16 protein-coding genes are annotated in these 17,484 nt (G+C 72.6%); 10 read left to right on the top strand and 6 right to left on the bottom strand.

The window, feature by feature from the left end; all coding sequences use genetic code 11:
- Positions 1 to 20: 20 nt before the first annotated feature.
- From nuoK to ACZ6O5_RS20060, 5 genes are all read left to right on the top strand, one after another.
- Complete coding sequence (gene nuoK, locus ACZ6O5_RS20040; protein WP_089154544.1) at positions 21 to 320, top strand: NADH-quinone oxidoreductase subunit NuoK; 300 nt, start codon at positions 21 to 23, stop codon at positions 318 to 320.
- Positions 321 to 330: 10 nt separating this feature from the next.
- Positions 331 to 2,256, top strand: coding sequence for an NADH-quinone oxidoreductase subunit L (gene nuoL, locus ACZ6O5_RS20045; protein ID WP_465979038.1), 1,926 nt, complete (start codon positions 331 to 333; stop codon positions 2,254 to 2,256).
- A 64-nt stretch (positions 2,257 to 2,320) separates the two neighbouring features.
- Positions 2,321 to 3,853: an NADH-quinone oxidoreductase subunit M gene (locus ACZ6O5_RS20050; protein WP_107154680.1), complete on the top strand. Its 1,533-nt coding sequence runs from the start codon at positions 2,321 to 2,323 to the stop codon at positions 3,851 to 3,853.
- On the top strand, positions 3,850 to 5,403 hold the full coding sequence (nuoN, locus tag ACZ6O5_RS20055) for an NADH-quinone oxidoreductase subunit NuoN (protein ID WP_465979041.1): 1,554 nt from the start codon (positions 3,850 to 3,852) through the stop codon (positions 5,401 to 5,403). Before ACZ6O5_RS20050 ends, nuoN begins: the two co-directional genes overlap by 4 nt.
- A gap of 90 nt (positions 5,404 to 5,493) precedes the next feature.
- Positions 5,494 to 6,534, top strand: coding sequence for a polyprenyl synthetase family protein (locus tag ACZ6O5_RS20060; RefSeq protein ID WP_281943592.1), 1,041 nt, complete (start codon positions 5,494 to 5,496; stop codon positions 6,532 to 6,534).
- 350 nt (positions 6,535 to 6,884) lie between these two features.
- On the opposite strand, the gene ACZ6O5_RS20065 is transcribed toward ACZ6O5_RS20060, so the two are convergent.
- Positions 6,885 to 8,066 carry an MFS transporter gene (locus ACZ6O5_RS20065; protein WP_465979043.1) on the bottom strand — a complete coding sequence of 394 codons (1,182 nt, stop codon included), beginning with the start codon at positions 8,064 to 8,066 and terminating at the stop codon, positions 6,885 to 6,887.
- 151 nt (positions 8,067 to 8,217) lie between these two features.
- On the opposite strand from ACZ6O5_RS20065, the gene ACZ6O5_RS20070 reads away from it, so the two are divergent.
- Positions 8,218 to 9,000 carry an IclR family transcriptional regulator gene (locus tag ACZ6O5_RS20070; RefSeq protein WP_396772107.1) on the top strand — a complete coding sequence of 261 codons (783 nt, stop codon included), beginning with the start codon at positions 8,218 to 8,220 and terminating at the stop codon, positions 8,998 to 9,000.
- A 71-nt stretch (positions 9,001 to 9,071) separates the two neighbouring features.
- On the opposite strand, the gene ACZ6O5_RS20075 is transcribed toward ACZ6O5_RS20070, so the two are convergent.
- Complete coding sequence (locus ACZ6O5_RS20075; RefSeq protein ID WP_465979045.1) at positions 9,072 to 11,195, bottom strand: PhoX family protein; 2,124 nt, start codon at positions 11,193 to 11,195, stop codon at positions 9,072 to 9,074.
- Between the two features lie 245 nt (positions 11,196 to 11,440).
- On the opposite strand from ACZ6O5_RS20075, the gene ACZ6O5_RS20080 reads away from it, so the two are divergent.
- On the top strand, positions 11,441 to 11,956 hold the full coding sequence (locus ACZ6O5_RS20080) for a sigma-70 family RNA polymerase sigma factor (protein ID WP_107154686.1): 516 nt from the start codon (positions 11,441 to 11,443) through the stop codon (positions 11,954 to 11,956).
- Positions 11,953 to 12,642: an anti-sigma factor family protein gene (locus ACZ6O5_RS20085; protein WP_465979047.1), complete on the top strand. Its 690-nt coding sequence runs from the start codon at positions 11,953 to 11,955 to the stop codon at positions 12,640 to 12,642. The genes ACZ6O5_RS20080 and ACZ6O5_RS20085 overlap by 4 nt, the downstream gene beginning before the upstream one ends.
- 90 nt (positions 12,643 to 12,732) lie before the next feature.
- On the opposite strand, the gene rarD is transcribed toward ACZ6O5_RS20085, so the two are convergent.
- From rarD to eccE, 4 genes are all read right to left on the bottom strand, one after another.
- Positions 12,733 to 13,650 carry an EamA family transporter RarD gene (gene rarD, locus ACZ6O5_RS20090; protein WP_465979049.1) on the bottom strand — a complete coding sequence of 306 codons (918 nt, stop codon included), beginning with the start codon at positions 13,648 to 13,650 and terminating at the stop codon, positions 12,733 to 12,735.
- A 52-nt stretch (positions 13,651 to 13,702) separates the two neighbouring features.
- Complete coding sequence (locus tag ACZ6O5_RS20095; protein ID WP_281943581.1) at positions 13,703 to 14,134, bottom strand: GNAT family N-acetyltransferase; 432 nt, start codon at positions 14,132 to 14,134, stop codon at positions 13,703 to 13,705.
- A 100-nt stretch (positions 14,135 to 14,234) separates the two neighbouring features.
- Positions 14,235 to 14,621 (bottom strand): phage holin family protein, encoded by a 387-nt coding sequence (locus ACZ6O5_RS20100; RefSeq protein WP_107154690.1) that lies wholly within the window; start codon positions 14,619 to 14,621, stop codon positions 14,235 to 14,237.
- Positions 14,622 to 14,668: 47 nt separating this feature from the next.
- Positions 14,669 to 16,465: a type VII secretion protein EccE gene (gene eccE / locus ACZ6O5_RS20105; protein ID WP_465979052.1), complete on the bottom strand. Its 1,797-nt coding sequence runs from the start codon at positions 16,463 to 16,465 to the stop codon at positions 14,669 to 14,671.
- 245 nt (positions 16,466 to 16,710) lie between these two features.
- Between eccE and ACZ6O5_RS20110 the strand changes: the two genes are divergently transcribed.
- Both ACZ6O5_RS20110 and ACZ6O5_RS20115 read left to right on the top strand, forming a co-directional pair.
- Entirely contained in the window at positions 16,711 to 17,028 is a 318-nt protein-coding gene (locus tag ACZ6O5_RS20110; protein ID WP_465979054.1) for a WXG100 family type VII secretion target, read from the top strand.
- 21 nt (positions 17,029 to 17,049) lie between these two features.
- Positions 17,050 to 17,343 (top strand): WXG100 family type VII secretion target, encoded by a 294-nt coding sequence (locus ACZ6O5_RS20115; protein WP_465979056.1) that lies wholly within the window; start codon positions 17,050 to 17,052, stop codon positions 17,341 to 17,343.
- Positions 17,344 to 17,484: the final 141 nt, after the last annotated feature.

A 17,484-nucleotide genomic window follows, 5' to 3' on the forward strand; every position in this document is an offset into this window, starting at 1 on the left:
GCGAACGAAGGGACAGCACAGTGACCCCGGACTACTACCTGATCCTCGCGGCGGTGCTGTTCACCATCGGCGCCGTGGGCGTGCTGGTCCGGCGCAACGCGATCGTGCTGTTCATGTGCGTCGAGCTGATGCTCAACGCGGCCAACCTGACCCTGGTCACGTTCAGCCGGATCAACGGTGACCTGAACGGCCAGATCATGGCGTTCTTCGTGATGGTGGTGGCGGCGGCCGAGGTCGTGGTCGGGCTCGCGATCATCATGGCGATCTTCCGGACCCGGCGCTCGGCCAGCGTCGACGACGCCAACCTGCTGAAGTACTGAGGGGCCAGTCGTGGAACAGACTGTGGAATTCGCTACGGCGGATGGGCTGCTGGGCAGTGTCTGGCTGCTGGTGGCGATCCCGCTGGTCAGCGCGGCGGTCCTGCTGCTGCTCGGCAAGCGGGCGGACCGCTGGGGCCACTGGCTGGGCGTGGCGGCCATCGGCGCCGCGTTCGTGCTCGGCCTGACCTACTTCTTCCAGCTCCGTGGCCTGGAGAACAAGCAGGTCCAGTCGAGCCTCTGGCAGTTCATCACGGTCGGCGACCTGAAGGTGGACTTCGGTCTGCTCTTCGACCCGCTGGCCGCGGTGTTCGTGCTGCTGATCACCGGGGTGGGCTTCCTGATCCACCTCTACGCCGTGGAGTACATGGCGCACGACGAGGGCCGGCGACGGTTCTTCGGGTACTTCAACCTGTTCGTCGCCGCGATGCTGCTGCTGGTGCTCGGCAACAACTACGTGATGCTCTACTTCGGCTGGGAGGGCGTCGGCCTGGCGTCGTACCTGCTGATCTCCTTCTGGTACGGCCGGCCGAGCGCGGCCACCGCCGGCAAGAAGGCGTTCCTGATGAACCGGGTCGGCGACGCCGGCCTGGCCATCGGCATCTTCGTCATGTTCGCCATGCTCGGCACCACCCAGTACGACGAGGTGTTCAACGGGGTCGGCTCGCTGACCTCCACCACCGTGCTGGTGCTCGGCCTGCTGCTGCTCCTGGGCGCCGCCGGCAAGTCCGGCCAGTTCCCGCTCCAGGCGTGGCTGCCGGACGCGATGGAGGGCCCGACCCCGGTCTCCGCGCTCATCCACGCCGCCACCATGGTCACCGCCGGCGTCTACCTGATCGCCCGCTCCAACCCGATCTTCTCGGCGAACGAGACGCTCCAGCTCGTGGTGGTCAGCGTCGGCGCGCTCACGCTGCTGATGGGCTGCGTCATCGGCGCGGCGAAGGACGACATCAAGCGGGTGCTGGCCTGGTCCACGGTCAGCCAGATCGGCTACATGTTCCTCGGCGTCGGCCTCGGCGGCGCGGCGTACGCGCTGGCCATCGTGCACCTGCTGGCGCACGGCTTCTTCAAGGCCAACATGTTCCTCGGCGCCGGCTCGGTCATGCACGGCATGCACGACCAGGTGGACATCCGCCGCTTCGGCAACCTCTCCAAGTACATGAAGGTCACCTGGCTGACGTTCATGATGGGTTGGCTGGCCATCATCGGCATGTTCCCCTTCTCCGGCTTCTTCTCGAAGGAGCCGATCATCGTGGCCGCGTTCGAGCGGGAGGGCTGGACGGCGTGGCTGTTCGGCCTGGCCGCGCTGCTCGGCGCCGGGCTCACCGCGTTCTACATGACCCGGCTCTTCGTGCTCACGTTCCACGGCCCGGCCCGCTGGACCGAGGACATCGAGCACCCGCACGAGTCGCCGAAGCTGATGACGATCCCGCTGATCCTGCTGGCGATCGGCTCGGTCGGCGCGGGCTTCCTGCTCTCCACGTCCGTGCCGGACTGGCTGGAGGCCACCGCCGGCCTGGGCGTCCAGGAGGAGGGGCACGAGGCGGTCCTCGCGCACTGGGTGATCACGGTGCTCTCGCTGCTGCTCACCGTGCTCGGCGCCGGGCTGGCCTGGCTCCTGTTCCGCAACGGCACGGCCACCGAGCCGCAGCCGGCCGGCGTGCTGGTCACCGCCGCCCGCAAGAACCTCTACACGGACACCGTCAACGAGGCGGTCTTCGAGAAGCCGGGCATCTTCCTCACCCGGGCGCTCGTCTTCCTCGACAACCGGGGCGTCGACGGGCTGGTCAACGGCCTGGCCGCCGCGGTGGGCGGGGGCTCCGGCCGACTCCGGCGGCTCCAGACCGGCTTCGTGCGGTCGTACGCGACCTCGATCCTGACCGGCGCGCTGCTCGTGGTGGCGGCGTTCCTGGCGGTACAGGCGGGGTGGCTGGCGTGATCGACCTCAACGCGGCCGCCCCCGCCGGCGGGCCACGCAGTCACGACGGAGGTAAGGCCGAATAATGTCCAACTTCCCGTTCCTCTCGGTGCTGACCGTGGCGCCGCTGGTCGGCGCGCTGGTGGTGGCGCTGCTGCCACGTCGGCGGCCGGACCTGGCCAAGCTGGTGGCGTTCGGCTGGTCGCTGCTGGTGCTGGTGCTCTCGGTGGTGATGTGGTTCGCCTTCTCCGCCGACGGTGACCGGTTCCAGTTCCGCGAGTCGTACGCGTGGATCCCGAACTGGGGTGTGCGGTTCACCTTCGAGGTGGACGGCATCGCGCTGGTCATGCTGATGCTGATCGCGATCCTGGTGCCGCTGGTGATCCTGGCGTCGTGGCACGACGCCGAGCAGTCGAAGCGTTCGGTGCCCGTCTACTTCGCGCTGCTGCTCGTCCTCGAGTGCACGATGATCGGCGTCTTCGCCGCCGCCGACGTCTTCCTGTTCTACGTGTTCTTCGAGGTCATGCTCGTCCCGATGTACTTCCTGATCGGCAGCTACGGCGGCCACCAGCGGCAGTACGCGGCGGTGAAGTTCTTCCTCTACTCGCTGGTCGGCGGCCTGTTCATGCTGGCCGCGGTGATCGGTCTCTGGGTGGTCGGCGGGAAGACGTTCGACTGGCAGGCGTTGAGCCAGGCCGAGTTCGCCACCAACACCGCCCGCTGGCTGTTCCTCGGCTTCTTCCTCGCGTTCGCGATCAAGGCGCCGTTCTTCCCGTTCCACACCTGGCTGCCGGACGCCGGTGGCGCCGCGCCGGCCGGTGCGGCGGCGCTGCTGGTCGGCGTGCTGGACAAGGTCGGCACGTTCGGCATCCTGCGCTACTGCCTCCCGCTGTTCCCGGAGGCGTCCCGCTGGTTCGCGCCGTACGCGCTGGCACTCGGCGTGATCGGCATCATCTACGCGGCGCTGCTGGCGGTCGGGCAGAACGACCTGAAGCGGCTGGTGTCGTACACCTCGATCGCGCACTTCGGCTTCATCGGGGTGGGCATCTTCGCGTTCACCACCCAGGCTGGCACCGGCGCGGTGCTCTACATGCTCAACCACGGTCTCGCCACCGGCCTGCTCTTCCTGGTGGTCGGCATGCTGATCGCCCGGCGTGGCTCGGCGCTGATCAGCGACTTCGGCGGCGCGGGCAAGCTGGTGCCGGTGCTGGCCGGCGTGCTCTTCTTCGCCGGTCTGGCGTCGCTGGCGCTGCCCGGCACCGCGCCGTTCGTCTCCGAGTTCCTGGTGCTGATCGGCACGTTCACCGTCAACAAGCCGGTCGCGGTGATCGCCACGCTCGGCATCATCCTGGCGGCGGCGTACGTGCTGTGGATGGTGCAGCGCACCACCCAGGGCACGCTGAACCCGGCGCTCACCGAGGTCGAGGGCATGCGTCGGGACCTCAGCCTGCGCGAGAAGGTCGTCGTCGCGCCGTTGATCGCGCTGATCGTGCTGCTCGGCTTCTATCCCAAGCCGGTCACCGATGTCATCAACCCCGCCGTCCAGGCGACCATGCAGGACGTCGGCAAGTCCGATCCCGCCCCTGAGGTCGGCAGCGTCCAGGAGGCTTCAAAGTGAGTGAACTGAAGCTGCCGTCGATCGACTACGCGGCGCTCGCTCCCATCCTGATCATGTTGGGCGCCGCCCTGCTGGGCGTCCTGGTCGAGGCGTTCGTGCCGCGCCGGCTGCGTAACGCGGTGCAGCTCGCGCTCGCCCTGGTGGCGGCGCTGGCCGCGATCACCATGGTGATCCTGAAGTCCGACGCCCGGCTGGTCACCGCCGGCGGCGCGATCGCGGTGGACGGGCCGACGCTCTTCCTCCAGGGCGCCATCCTGGTGCTGGCCGTGATGGCGCTGCTGCTGGTCGGCGAGCGCACGGTGGAGCGGGGCGGCGCCTTCGTGGCGCACGCGGCGGTCACCGCCGAGTCGCCCGAGGACCGGAAGCAGGCCGACGGCGTCGGCGGGACCACCGAGGTCTACCCGCTGATCTCGTTCGCGATCGGCGGCATGCTGATCTTCGTGGCGGCGAACGACCTGCTGACCATGTTCATCTCGCTCGAGGTCTTCTCGCTGCCGCTCTACCTGCTCTGCGCGCTGGCCCGCCGCCGGCGGCTGCTGAGCCAGGAGGCGGCGATGAAGTACTTCCTGCTCGGCGCGTACGCCTCGGCGTTCTTCCTGTTCGGTGTGGCCCTGATCTACGGCTTCACCTCCGGCATCCCGGGCCGTGGCGCCGGCGTCGACTTCGCCACCGTGCACGCCGCCGTCGGCGCGTCCTCGTCCAGCCAGGTGCTGCTCTTCGCCGGCATGGCGCTGCTCGCCATCGGTCTGCTCTTCAAGGCCGCCGCCGCGCCGTTCCACGTCTGGACGCCGGACGTGTACCAGGGCGCGCCCACGCCGGTGACCGGCTTCATGGCGGCCTGCACGAAGGTCGCCGCGTTCGGCGCGCTGCTGCGTGTGTTCCACGTCGCGTTCGCCGGGGCCTCCTGGGACTTCACGCCGGTGATCGGTGTGGTGGCGGTGCTGACCATGCTGGTCGGCGCCGTGCTGGCGGTCACCCAGACGGACATCAAGCGCCTGTTGGCATACTCGTCGATCGCGAACGCCGGCTACCTGCTGGTGGGTGTGCTGGCCCCCAGCAAGGAGGGGCTGTCGGGCACGATGTTCTACCTGGCCGCGTACGGCTTCTCGGTGCTCGCCGCGTTCGCCGTGGTGACGCTGGTGCGGGACGCGGACGGCGAGGCCACCCACCTGTCCCGCTGGGCCGGGCTGGGCCGCCGCTCGCCGTTCTTCGCGGCGATCTTCACGTTCATCCTGCTGGCGTTCGCCGGCATCCCGCTCACCAGCGGCTTCACCAGCAAGTTCGCGGTCTTCGGCCCGGCGCTGGAGGCCGACCAGGCCTGGCTGGTGATCGCCGGCGTGCTGACCAGCATGGTGCTGGCCTTCCCGTACCTGCGGGTCGTGGTGATGATGTGGCTGTCGGAGCCGGGTGAGGCGACCCCGACGGTGACCGTGCCGGGCGCGCTCACCTCGGCCGCCCTGATGATCGGCGTGCTCGCCACGCTCGTCCTCGGTGTGGTCCCCGGGCCCCTGCTGGACCTGACCACCGGTGCCGCCGAATTCGTCCGATGACGGAAGTGGTTCCACCCGGGGGCCGGTACGCCGTGGCGTACCGGCCCCCGGTCCGTATCCCCCTCACCGAGCAGGTCGAACGGGTGTGGCATGGTTGAAGACGTGGTGAACCCGGCTGGCGAGCGTTCAGGTCAGTTCGGCGCGCTCGGCCTGCACCTCGCCGACCCGCGCGTCGAAGCGTCCGTGCTGGGCGTCCTCGACCGGGTCGAGGCCCAACTGTGGTCCGGCGTGGCCAGCGCCGACCCGTTGGTCACCGAGGCGGCCCGGCATCTCATGGAGGCCGGCGGCAAGCGGTTCCGGCCGCTGCTGGTGGCGTTGGGCGCCCAGTTCGGCGATCCGGAGGCCGCCCAGGTGGTCCCGGCCGCCGTGGTGATGGAACTCACCCACCTGGCCACGCTGTACCACGACGACGTGATGGACGAGGCGGCTGTGCGGCGGGGCGCGCCGAGCGCCAACTCCCGCTGGAGCAACTCGGTGGCCATCCTGGTCGGCGACTTCCTCTTCGCGCGGGCCGCGGACATCGCGGCCGACCTGGGCCCGGAGGCGGTCCGGTTGCAGGCGCGCACGTTCGCGCGCCTGGTGCACGGTCAGATCGCCGAGACTGTCGGCCCGCGCGGCACCGATCCGGTCGCGCACTACCTGCACGTGATCGCCGAGAAGACCGGTTCGCTGATCGCCACCTCGGCCCGCTTCGGCGGCATGTTCGGTGGCGCGTCCGCCGCGCACATCGAGGCCCTGGCCGGGTACGGCGAGGTCATCGGCGTCGCGTTCCAACTCTCCGACGACCTGCTGGACATCGCCAGCGAGTCGGTGCAGTCCGGCAAGACGCCCGGCACCGACCTGCGCGAGGGCGTGCCCACCCTGCCGGTGCTCTACGCGCTCGCCGGCGACGACTCGGACGCGGCCAGCGTCCGGTTGCGGGAGATCCTGGCCACCGGCCCGCTCGTCGACGACGCGCTGCACGCCGAGGCGCTCACGCTGCTCCGTGAGTCCCCGGCGCTCAAGCGCGCCCGGGAGACGGTGCGCAGCTACGCCGAGGACGCCCGGGCCCACCTGGCCCCGCTCCCCGAGGGCCCGGCCCGCCGCGCCCTCGAATCCCTCTGCGACTACATCGCCGATCGCACCAGCTGACCTGCTCCGGTCGTCGGGCGGCCGATTGCCGTGCGTCTGGACCGCGGGGTTGCCGTTCCTGGCCGTTCCTGCGTTCTTGGCCCTTACCGAGCGTGATCTCCGCCAGGAACAGTTCGCAGCGGAGTCATATACCGCACGGTCATAAATATGACACCTGGTCATAGCCGTCCGAGGCAGTATCTGCCCGGTGGGCCGGTGGGCCGGTGGGCCGGTGGGCCGGTGGGCCGGTGGGCCGGTGGGCCGGTGGGCCGGTGGGCCGGTGGGCCGGTGGGCCGGTGGCCCGGTGGCCCGGTGGCCCGGTGGCCCGGTGCGGCGTGCTGGCAGGGCGGCGTGCGGCGGACGGGGAGGGCTCAGGCCGGGCGGGACAGCAGGCGGGCGGCGAGGAGCATGAGCAGGGCCGCGAGGAGCATGGCGCCGGCCGCGGTCAGCCACATCGCCGGATAGCCGGCCGTGCCGGCCAGCGCGCCGAGACCGAGCGGGCCCAGGCAGCCACCCGCGTACACACCGGTCTGGGTGATCGAGGTGGCGGCGGCCGGGGCCTGCGGGTGGAGCCGGACCACCGCGAAGTTCAGCAGCCCCGGCCAGGCCCAGCCGAGGCCGAAGCCGAGCACCACGCCGGCGACCAGCGGCACCGGGCCGGCAACCGCGAGCAGAAGCAGCCCCACCGAGCCCGCCACCAACAGCCCGGCGATCACGCCGACGTGCCCGCCGGCCCGCCGGTCGGCCAGCCACCCCACGCCGACCCGGGCGGACACGCACACCGCGCTGCCCAGGGTGAGCGTCAGGCCGGCCAGGCCGGGGGAGAGCCCCCGCGCGGCCGACGAGTCGACCAGGAACGTGCCCAGCGCGTTCGCCGCGCCGGCCGCGAGCGTCGCGGCCAGCCCGACCACCACCAGCGCGGCCCGGCCACCGCCCCGGGCGGTGGAGGCGGACCGGGTACGCCGGTCCCGACCGGACCGGGGTACGGCCGGCAGCGCGGCCAGCGCGGCCCCGGCGGCCGCCACGAACGCCCAGCGCCAGCCGGCGGTCAGCGCGACGGTGGGAACCGCCGCGCCGGCCAGCAGCGTGGAGAACGGGATGGCGGCCTGCTTCACGCCGAAGGAGAGCCCCTGCCGGTGGGCGGGCACGTGCTCGGCCAGCGCGGCGTTGCTGGCGAGCTGGCCGAGCGCGTTGCCGGCGGCGCTGAGCGCGAGCAGCGCCACCAGCGTGGGGTACGACCGGGCGAGGCCGGCCACGGCCAGCAGCGAGCCGGCGGAGAGCACGATGGCGACGCGGGCCACCGGCGCCGGCCCGTACCGCTCGACCAGGGCGCCGGACGGCACCGAGGCGAGCGCGCTGATGCCGAAGTAGACCGAGACGGCCAGCCCCAGCCCGGCCGGGCTGAGGCCCAACTCGTCGCCGAGCTGCACGGCGAGGCCGCCGACCAGGAAGACCGGCAGGACGCAGGCGATCGTGGTGACGGTGGCGCCGGCACCGACCCGAATCGGTCGCCCGGCCGCCGGCCGACCAGTTCGCGAAATAGTTTCAGTCATTGTCGGTCAACCTACGCCGACGCGTTTTCGCTGCTGATCGTGTCTGTCGATGCACGTTCTGTGTCCGGTGATCTGACATCCTCGACCCGAACAGGCATTTCGCACCCGGACCTTTTTTCATATGGTGTAAGCCCCGGCGGCGGAGGTGGTTGTGCGCGACCCTCTGGCGGAGCCTTCGGACCTGATCCGCAGCGTCTCCCGCGCGCTTCGAGTGCTCGAGTCGGTCGGCCGTGCGCCGAAGGGCCTCACCGTGAAGCAGATCGCCCGCCGCTGCGAACTGACCGTCGCCACCACCTATCATCTGGTGCGCACGCTCGCGTACGAGGGCTACGTGATCCGGCGCGAGGACGGGACGTACATCGTCGGGCTGGAGATCGCCGACCGCTACCGTGAGCTGGTCACCGCGTTCCGGGGCCCGCCCGCGGTCGGTGAGGCGTTGCGCCGGGCCGCCGCGGAGACCGGCTGGAGCCACTACCTCGGCCGTTTCGTCGGCGGGCAGGTGGCGGTGACCGCGTGTGCCGAGGGGCCGCGCTCGCCGTACCTGGAGGATCTGGTGCCGGGCTTCGCCGAGGGCGCGCACGCCACCGCGCTCGGCAAGAGCCTGCTCGCCACGCTCACCGCCGAGCAGCGCTTCCGCTACCTGCGGGAGTACGGCATGCGGCCGTTCACCACCGCCACCCTCACCACGGTCGAGGCGTTCGAGGCCGACCTGGCCGCCGGCGACCGGCGCGGCATGCAGTTGGAACTGGGCCAGTTCCGGCAGGGCGTGGCGTGCGCCGCGGTGCTCGTCGCCCCGGACAAGGACATCGAGCGGCGGGTGGTGCTGGCCTGCGCGTTGCCGGCCAGCGAGATGATGACCTCGGCACGGGTGGTGCGGGCGAAGCTGCTCACCGTCGCGCGGGCGATCGCCGACGGGATCGCCACCGAGAACTGATAGGGCCACCATCCCGGCCGGATGGTGGCCCTCCAGCGGGCGGTCCAGCGCCGGACCGCCCCGAGGTTGGCTCAGCTGCCGACCGGGCCGCCGTCGAGGCGCCAGGTGACCACCACGCCGGGCTTGGCGAAGTCACCGTCCGGCCAGGTGGAGGCCGGGTTCTCCACGGAAGCGCCGGAGATCTCACCCGGGTGCTGCACGGCCACGAACACCGACCGGTTGTCCCGGGTGATGAACGGGCCGCAGGTCTCCGCGCCGAGCGGCACGGTGAGGAACTGCTTCAGGTGGCCCCGCTCCGGGCCCTCGACGGCGGTGGCGAACAGGCCGTCGTTGCTGCCCAACGCGTTGCCGTCGGTCGAGATCCAGAGGTTCCCGGTGGCGTCGAACGCGACGTTGTCCGGGCAGGAGATCGGCGACACCTTCGTCTTGTCGTACCCGGCGAAGTACGTCGAGGCGTCGGCCGGGTCACCGCAGACGATCGGCAGCGACCAGGTGAACGTCTCGGCGGTGTTGTCGCCGCGCTCCTCGACCAGCTCCAGGATCTGCCCGTGCTTGTTGGCGTTACGCGGGTTCGCCTCGTCGGCCGGCGCCTTGCCGGCCTTGCCCCGGTCGCTGTTGTTGGTCAACGCCACGTAGACCTTGCCGGTGAGCAGGCTCGGCTCGACGTCCTCGGGACGGTCCATCTTGGTCGCGCCGACCTTGTCGCCGGCCAGCCGGGTGAACGTGAGCACGTCGGCGGCGGTCATCCCGTCGACGTACGAGCGGTTGCCGCTGACCAGCTTGATCCACCGGCCCCGGCCGCCGAAGCCGCCGTCGGCGGGGAGCGTGCCGCTGCCGTCGATCTCCCCGGCCGGGCTGTCGCCGGTCAGCGCGGCCACGTAGAGCGTGCCCGACTCCAGCAGCGTCAGGTTGTGCTTGCGGGCCACCCAGGAGTTGCCCGGCAGGAACTTCTTGTCCGACACGAACTTGTAGAGGTAGTCGAAGCGCTCGTCGTCGCCCATGTACGCGACCACGTGTCCGCTGCGGGCCACGATGACGTTCGCGCCCTCGTGCTTCACCCGGCCCAGCGCGGTGTGCTTGCGCGGCCGGGCCTGCGGGTCGAACGGGTCGATCTCGACGACCCAGCCGAACCGGTGTGCCTCGTTCGGGTGCTTCGCCAGGTCGAACCGCTCGTCGGCCCGGTCCCACTTGCGGCTGCCGCTCGGGTAGCGCACGTCGGTCGGGATGCCGTAGCGGGCCAGCTTCGGCTTCAGCTCCTCCGGCGCGCCGTCGCCGCCGACGAAGTACTGGTTGAAGTTCTCCTCGCCGGAGAGCACGGTGCCCCACGGGGTGACGCCGCCGGCGCAGTTGTTCAGCGTGCCGACGACCGTGCGGCCCTTCGGGTCGGCGGCGGTCCGCAGCCACGCCGAGCCGGCGGCCGGACCGGTCAGCTCGAACTTCGTGGCCAGCGCCGTGACCCGACGGTTGTACTCGCGCCGGCCCCGGCGTACCGGCCGCCACTGGCCGGTGTCCGTGACCCGCTCCAGCTCCACCACGGACATGCCGTGCGCGGCCATCGCCACCCGCACCTGCTCCACGGTCAGCGCGTCCTGGCCGGTGAAGCCGGGGAACATCAGGTCCTCGTTGGTGTACTCGTGGTTGACCACGAGCAGCGCGCGCCTACGGTCGATCGGCAGCACGCCGACGAAGTCGTTGTTGTAGCCGAACTGCTTGGCCTGGGCGGCGGCGCTCTGCTGCCGCACGTCGAACGCGGGCGCGCCGGGGACCACCTCGTCACCCCACTTGATGACGACGGCGTGGTCGTACCCGTTCGGCACCACGAGCGTGTCGAGCTTGTTCGGCGGGATCGGCTTGAACGACAACGCACCGCTGCCCGGGCGGGCGGACGCGGCGACGGCCTCGTCCGTGCCCGGGGCGGTCGGGGTGGCGGGCGCGGCGGCGGCCGGCGCCGCGCCGGCGAGCGCGCCCGCGGCGGCGCCGCCGAAGCCGAGCACCAGCGCGCCGACCGCACCGGCCCGGACCACACCGCGACGGGACACCTCGGTGTCGACCAGGTCGCCGAAGTACGGGTTGTCGGAGGAGTTGGGCACCGGGTGGTCGCAGGCGTTGCCGCACCGGTACAGACAGGTCATCGCGTCGCGGCTGCCGTGGCGGGTGCCGCCCAGCAGCGGAAGCAGGCGAGGACGTTCGCTCATGGGGTGGAGCCTCCTGGTCGGACGTCGGACGGCGTGCCGGGCGGTCGACCCGGACGCGTACCTGCCGGACGGTGCCAGCACGCGGTGAGCGCGCGTCGGCCCGAACATGAACCGGAGGTGAACAGCTCCGGCGTGACCTGCGGCTGAACCGTTCGGCGGCCCGGCACGTATGGAAGGACGAACGCAACCGCCCGGACGGGCGAACGCATCGCCGGTCTCCCCGCCGCCGGAAGCGAGGTACCGCCATCAGCGACCACGACGCCCAACTGCTGCGCGCGCTGCACGACGAGCACGCCGACGCGCTGTTCGCGCACGCCCTGCGACTGGTCAACGGCGACCGGCCGCGCGCCGAGGACCTGGTGCAGGAGACGCTGCTGCGGGCCTGGCGGCACCCGGAGTCGCTGGACCCGCGGCGTGGCTCGGTCCGGGCCTGGCTCTTCACCACCGCCCGGAACCTGGCCATCGACGCCTGGCGTCGCCGCTCCGCCCGGGTCGGCGAGGTCTACACCGACGAACTGCCGGAAACCGCGGAGACGGTCGACGAGACGGAGCGCGCGGTGGAGGCGTGGACGGTGGCCGAGGCGCTCAACCGCCTCAGTCCGACCCACCGCGAGGTGCTCGTCGAATGCTTCTACCAGGGCCGGTCGGTGGCGGAGGCGGCGGCCCGGCTGGGCGTACCGCCGGGCACGGTGAAGTCGCGTACCCACTACGCGCTGCGCTCACTACGGCTGGCGCTGGCCGAGATGGGGGTGACCGGATGACCCGCTGCGAGTTCGCGCACGACGACGGCGCGTACGTGCTGGGCGCCCTCGCCCCGGCCGACCGCGCCGCCTACGAGCGGCACCTGGGCGGGTGCGCGCAGTGCCGGGAGGCGGTGGCCGAGATCGCCGTGCTGCCCGGCCTGCTGGGCCGGCTCGACCCGGCCGGGTTGGAGCAGTTCCTGGAGGTCGGCCCGGAGACCTCACGGCTGCCCGCGCTGCTCGACGCCGCGCGGGCGCGCAAGCGCCGCGACCGGTCCCGCGCCCGACGACGGTACGCGTCGACCGCGCTCGCCGCCGCCGCGCTCGCGGTGCTGGCCGGCGTGGGCGTGACGCTGGTCCGGCCGTCGGCCGAGCCGGCTCCCCGGCCGGTGGCGCTCACCTCGATGCGGCCGGTCGCCGGGACCGCGCCGGTGCACGCCGAGGTGGGGCTGACCGAGACACCGTGGGGCACCGAGGTCACCATGCACTGCGGCTACGACAGGCGGGCCGGGCACCGCGAGGCGTACACGTTCCGGCTGGTGGCGCACGGCCCGGACGGCGCGACCGAGCAGATCGGGTCCTGGCTGGCCGCGCCCGGCGACGACCTGCGGTTCTCCGGCGTCACCCGCTTCACCCGGGGTGACCTGGTCCGCCTGGAACTCCTCCGCGGCACCGACACCCCCATCCTCGCCTACGACCTCCGCTAACCCACCCACCCGCCCCCGCGCCCGTCTGTTGCGCGCTGATTCACGGAAAGCGTGGCTGTTTCGTGCCCGACAGCCCCCGCTTTCCGGGAATCAGCGCGGAAGGGCGGCGGGGAGTGGGGCGCGGGTGCGACGGGTCTGGCGGGTGTGGTTCAGGGCGTCGACGGTGAAGACGACGAGGGCGAGCCAGACCAGGGCGAAGCCGGCCAGGCGGGCCGGCGGCATCGGCTCGTGGAAGAGCAGCACGCCGCAGCCGAGCTGGAGGATCGGGGCCAGGTACTGCAACATGCCGACGGTGGACAGCGGCAGCCGGTTGGCCGCGCCGGCGAAGAACAGCAGCGGGATCGCGGTGGCGGCGCCGGCCAGCACCAGCAGCGCGGTGTGCCCGGCGGAGACGTGCCCGAACGTCGAGTCGCCGCGCGTGGCGAGCCAGCCCAGGTACGCCAGGGCGGGCAGCGCCAGCACCGCCGACTCGACGAAGAGCCCCTCGGCGGCGGGCAGGCCGAGCTGCTTCTTGACCAGGCCGTACCCGGCGAAGCTGAACGCGAGCGTGAGCGCCAGCCAGGGCAGGCGGCCATAGTCGACGGTGAGCACCGCCACCGCGAGCGCGCCGACGCCGAGCGCCGCCCACTGCGCCGGGCGCAGCCGTTCCCGCAGCACCAGCACGCCGAGCAGCACCGACACCAGCGGGTTGATGAAGTAGCCGAGCGCGGTCTCCACCACCCGGTCGGAGTTCACGCCGTAGATGTAGGTGCCCCAGTTCACCGCGATCAGCGCGGCGGCGAACGCGATCCCGGCCAGCGCGCGGGGCCGCCGAGCCAGCGCCCGCAGGAAGCCGACGTGGCGCATGGCGGCCAGCAGCAGCGCCACGAACACCACCGACCAGATGATCCGGTGCGCGAGGATCTCCACCGGCCCGGCCGGCCGGAGCAGTTTCAGGTAGATCGGGAAGAAACCCCAGAGCAGGTACGCGCCGATGCCGTACAGGTAGCCGAGGCGGAGCTGGTTCACGGCTCCACCGTAAGTGGTGAAGCCGGCCATTGGTCCTTTCCGGTGACCGGCGTCACCGCTCGTCCAGCTCCATGTACCGGTCCGCCGCCACCGGCTGGAAGCCGAGCTTCCCGTACACGCCGTGCGCGTCCATGGTGGCCAGCACGATCCGGCGTACGCCCAGCTCGGCCACGTGGTCGCGGACGCCCGCGGTCAGCCAGGTGCCCAGCCCGCGACCACGTTCGGCCCGGTCCACGTACACGTCGCACAGCCAAGCGAACGTGGCCCGGTCGGTCACCACCCGGCCGACCGCGACCTGCCGGCCGTCACCGGGACGGTAGACGCCGAAGCCGATCGAGCCGGCGAACGCGCGCTCGACCGTCTCCCGCTCCCGCCCCCGCGCCCAGTACGCGTCCGTGGCGAGCCAGGTGTGCACGCGGCCCAGGTCGAGCCGGTCGGGGTCGGTGCTGAGCTGGTAGCCGTCGGCGCGCGTCAGGGTGAACACCCGGCCGAGGCTAGTGCCGCTCCGGGGGCCGCTCGCCAGCCAATTCCCGCGCACTGGCCTGCCCGCCCGGACGGCGTGCCGGGCGGGCGGCGAAGACGGCTCAGTCGCGGTCGAGGACCGCGCCCAGGATCCAGGTGACGATGCCGACGAGGAGCGCGCCGAGCACCGCCGCCGGCCAGAACCCGTCCACGTGGAAGGGCAGCCCGGCCTCCCCGGCGATCCAGCTCGTGAGCAGGAACAGCAGCCCGTTCACCACCAGCGCGATCAGCCCGAGGGTGAGCAGGTAGAAGCCGCACCCCACGGTCTTGATGATCGGCTGGAGCACCGCGTTGACCACGCCGAAGATCACCGCGACGAGCAGCAGCGTGGTCACCGTCTCGGTGGCGGACCCGGAGTCGAGCGTGATGCCCGGAATGAGCAACGTGGCGAGCCAGAACGCCACCGCCGTCGACGCCACCCGGATCAGAAGGCCCTTCAGGAAATCCATGGCCGGGATCGTGCCACGCCGCTCCCACCGGCGGAAGCGCGTACGCCTCAGCGGCGGGCCGGACGACCGACCAACTGCGACTCGACCGGGGTCGGCGACAGCAGGGCCCACCGCAGTGCCCGCCGGTTGACCACCGCCACCATGTCGTCGCGGATCCGGGTGAGCCAGCCGGCGGAACCGCCGAGGCCCAGCGCGGTGCCGGCCAGCTCGGCCTCGGCCGGGTCGAGCGGCTGGAGAACGGCCAGGTCGGCGCGGGCCAGCGCCGGGGCGTCCGCCGGGGTCAGCTCGTCGCGGACCACCAGCACCGACTGCCAGGCCGCCGCCGGACCGACCTCCGGCGGCACCGGGCCGGCGTCGACCACCAGCAGCAGCGGCCGCAGCGGCGAGCCGGGCGCGCCGCCGACCGGCCGCCCCGGCGGGAGCAGCGGCACCCCGTCGCCGGGCCCGCCGACCCCGCGCGTGAACGCCTCCCAGGCGCGCGGCCTGGTGGTCTGCACCGCCACCCGGGCACCGAGCGCCAACGCCCGCAGCACCAGCAGTTGCGCGGCGGGCACCCCGCCGACCAGCAGCACCCGGGTCGTCGCCGGACGGAACAGGCGGACGGTGAGCGGGCCGCCGCGCCGGTTGGCGCCCACCATCAGGCCGGACCCGCCGACCGGCAGGTCCGGCGCGGCCGGCGGCGACCCGGCCGGGGGCACACCGCCGCCGGTCACCGCCAGCGGCAGGGTGGCGGCCAACCCGGTGAGGTGCTCGCCGTCGAGGCGGTGCAGTTCCGCTCCCGCGTCCCCGGCCGTCCGACGGAGCGCCCGTTCGGCGACCGCCAACTCCGCCGCGCTCCCGGCGGCCACCCGGACGGTCAGCTCGGCCCGGGTCGGCGCGGCGTCGGCGCGGGGGCCGACGCAGAGCGCGACAGTGGTGGCGGTGGCCGGCACGGCGAGCAGCCGGGGCACCAGCCCTCGGGCGGCCTCGCCCCGTGGATCCGGCCAGCGACGCAGCCGCCAGGTGGCCTGGGCCAGCCCACCCACGGTGAGCAGCGGCCAGGTCTCCCGGGCCGGGGCGCCGGTCTCGTGATGGGCCAGCTCGTCGATCACCCGCAGGGCGGCCGGCGCGCCGAGCGGCCGGCCGCCGAGCGAACCGAGCCGGCGGACGATCCGCCGGACCGTCCCGGAGAGCGCCCGCAGCAGTTCCTCGTCCGACCAGCCGTCGGCCCGCAGCACCCGCACGGCCAGCACCACCCGCGTACGCCCGGCCAGCCGGCCGTCGGTGAGCTGGCGGTAGGACGTCCCGGCCGGCCCGGACGCGACGGGCGGCACGGGGGCCGGCGAGGCCGAGAAGACCAGCTGGAGCCGGACCGGAGGGCTCTCCGGGCCGGCGGGCGGGAGCAGGTCGGGCGGGGCCGGGAGCGCCTGCGGGCGGTCGCCGAGCAGGTCGTCCGGATCGCCGAGCTCCAGCAGCGCGGTCAGCCCGGCGGCGTCGTGCAGCACGGCGGCCGGACCGCCGGCCAGCTCCGCGGCGTGCACCACCGTGCCCGGCCCGACCAGGTCCAGCAGCGCCGAGGGCTCGCTGGCCGCCGGCAGGGCACGGCGACGGCTCAGGTACGCCGCGCCGACGGTGAGCCACTCGTGCAGCCAACGGCCCCGGAACCGGACCCACGCGGCGGGCACCAGCAGTGCCGCGCAGCACAACGCCACGGCGGTCGGCGCGACGCCCCGCCCCAGGGCGGCCAGCAGGACGGCGGCCGCGACCTGTGTGGTCACGATCTGTCCGGCGCGGAGCCGCCGGAGCCTCCACTGTGGGGGAGCAGCCGGTGCGGGCGCGGGTCGCTCCGTCGTGCTCGCGGTCACCGCACCTCCTCGTCGGGCCGCCGGGTGACGCCGCCGTGGCACATCGTAGTGGCGTCGTTGTCCACAGGGGAGGCCCCGGGGGTAGCAGAACCGGACTGGGGCCGCTACCGTCAGCGACGAAAATCGTTGCGCGTGCGCCCGCCGTCTCCCTCCCCCTTCCGGCGGCCGCGAGCGCCGCGCCGACGAGTCCACGGTGGTCACCCCGGGTGGCCAGCCACGACCGAGGAGACGAGGTGACGTCCGGGATGTCCCAGACCCAGGCAGAAGCCGCGGTGATGCAGCAGACCGCCGCGAAGTTCGAGCACGTCGACCAGTCGCTGCAGACCATGCTCAGCGGCCTGATGGCCGAGCTGGAGGTGCTGCAACAAGCGTGGCGAGGCGCCGGCGGGCGCTCGTTCGCGCAGGTCAAGCAGCAGTGGGCGCAGGACCAGGAGGCCCTGCAACGGGCCCTGCGCGAAACCGCCACCGCGATCCGCACCGCCGGCCGCCAGTACGACGTCTCCGACACCGAGGCCGCCGGCCGGGTGGCCGGCACCAACCGCGGCATCCAGCTGCCGCTCTAGACCATCGGAAGGATCGAACCCATGGAGCACGGTGTGCTGGTCGTCAACTTCGCCGCCCTGCATCAGGCCGGCGCCGACATCCAACGGGCGCTGACCACCCTGGAGAGCCAGCTCGGGCAGCTCGAACGGGACGCGGCACCGCTGGTGGCGAGCTGGAACGGTGAGGCGCGCGAGGCGTACGAGCAGCGGCAGTCCCGCTGGCGGGCCGCCTCGCAGGACATGCAGGCGATGCTGCGCGACATCAAGCTCGCGGTGGAGGACTCCGCGGCCGACTACCTCGACACCGAGAAGCGCAACGCCAACCTGTTCCACTGAGACGGGCGGGTACGGCCCGGGTGCCCACACCCGGGCCGCCCCCGCTCCCGTTACCTTTTTGATCGTCCCCAGCCGGGGACTCTCGGTCGCTCGGCCCGGTATGACTTCCTGCCCCTGTCGTTTGGATGATCCGGGGGGTGT

The sequence above is a fragment of the Micromonospora sp. NPDC049201 genome, assembly GCF_055586805.1.

Bases quoted from the DNA above. Each gene is read 5' to 3' on its own strand.
- ACZ6O5_RS20050 (WP_107154680.1), top strand. From the start codon at position 2,321: ATGTCCAACTTCCCGTTCCTCTCGGTGCTGACCGTGGCGCCGCTGGTC.
- ACZ6O5_RS20060 (WP_281943592.1), top strand. From the start codon at position 5,494: ATGGTTGAAGACGTGGTGAACCCGGCTGGCGAGCGTTCAGGTCAGTTC.
- ACZ6O5_RS20065 (WP_465979043.1), bottom strand. From the start codon at position 8,066: ATGACTGAAACTATTTCGCGAACTGGTCGGCCGGCGGCCGGGCGACCG.
- ACZ6O5_RS20075 (WP_465979045.1), bottom strand. From the start codon at position 11,195: ATGAGCGAACGTCCTCGCCTGCTTCCGCTGCTGGGCGGCACCCGCCAC.
- ACZ6O5_RS20085 (WP_465979047.1), top strand. From the start codon at position 11,953: ATGACCCGCTGCGAGTTCGCGCACGACGACGGCGCGTACGTGCTGGGC.
- ACZ6O5_RS20100 (WP_107154690.1), bottom strand. From the start codon at position 14,621: ATGGATTTCCTGAAGGGCCTTCTGATCCGGGTGGCGTCGACGGCGGTG.
- ACZ6O5_RS20110 (WP_465979054.1), top strand. From the start codon at position 16,711: ATGTCCCAGACCCAGGCAGAAGCCGCGGTGATGCAGCAGACCGCCGCG.
- ACZ6O5_RS20115 (WP_465979056.1), top strand. From the start codon at position 17,050: ATGGAGCACGGTGTGCTGGTCGTCAACTTCGCCGCCCTGCATCAGGCC.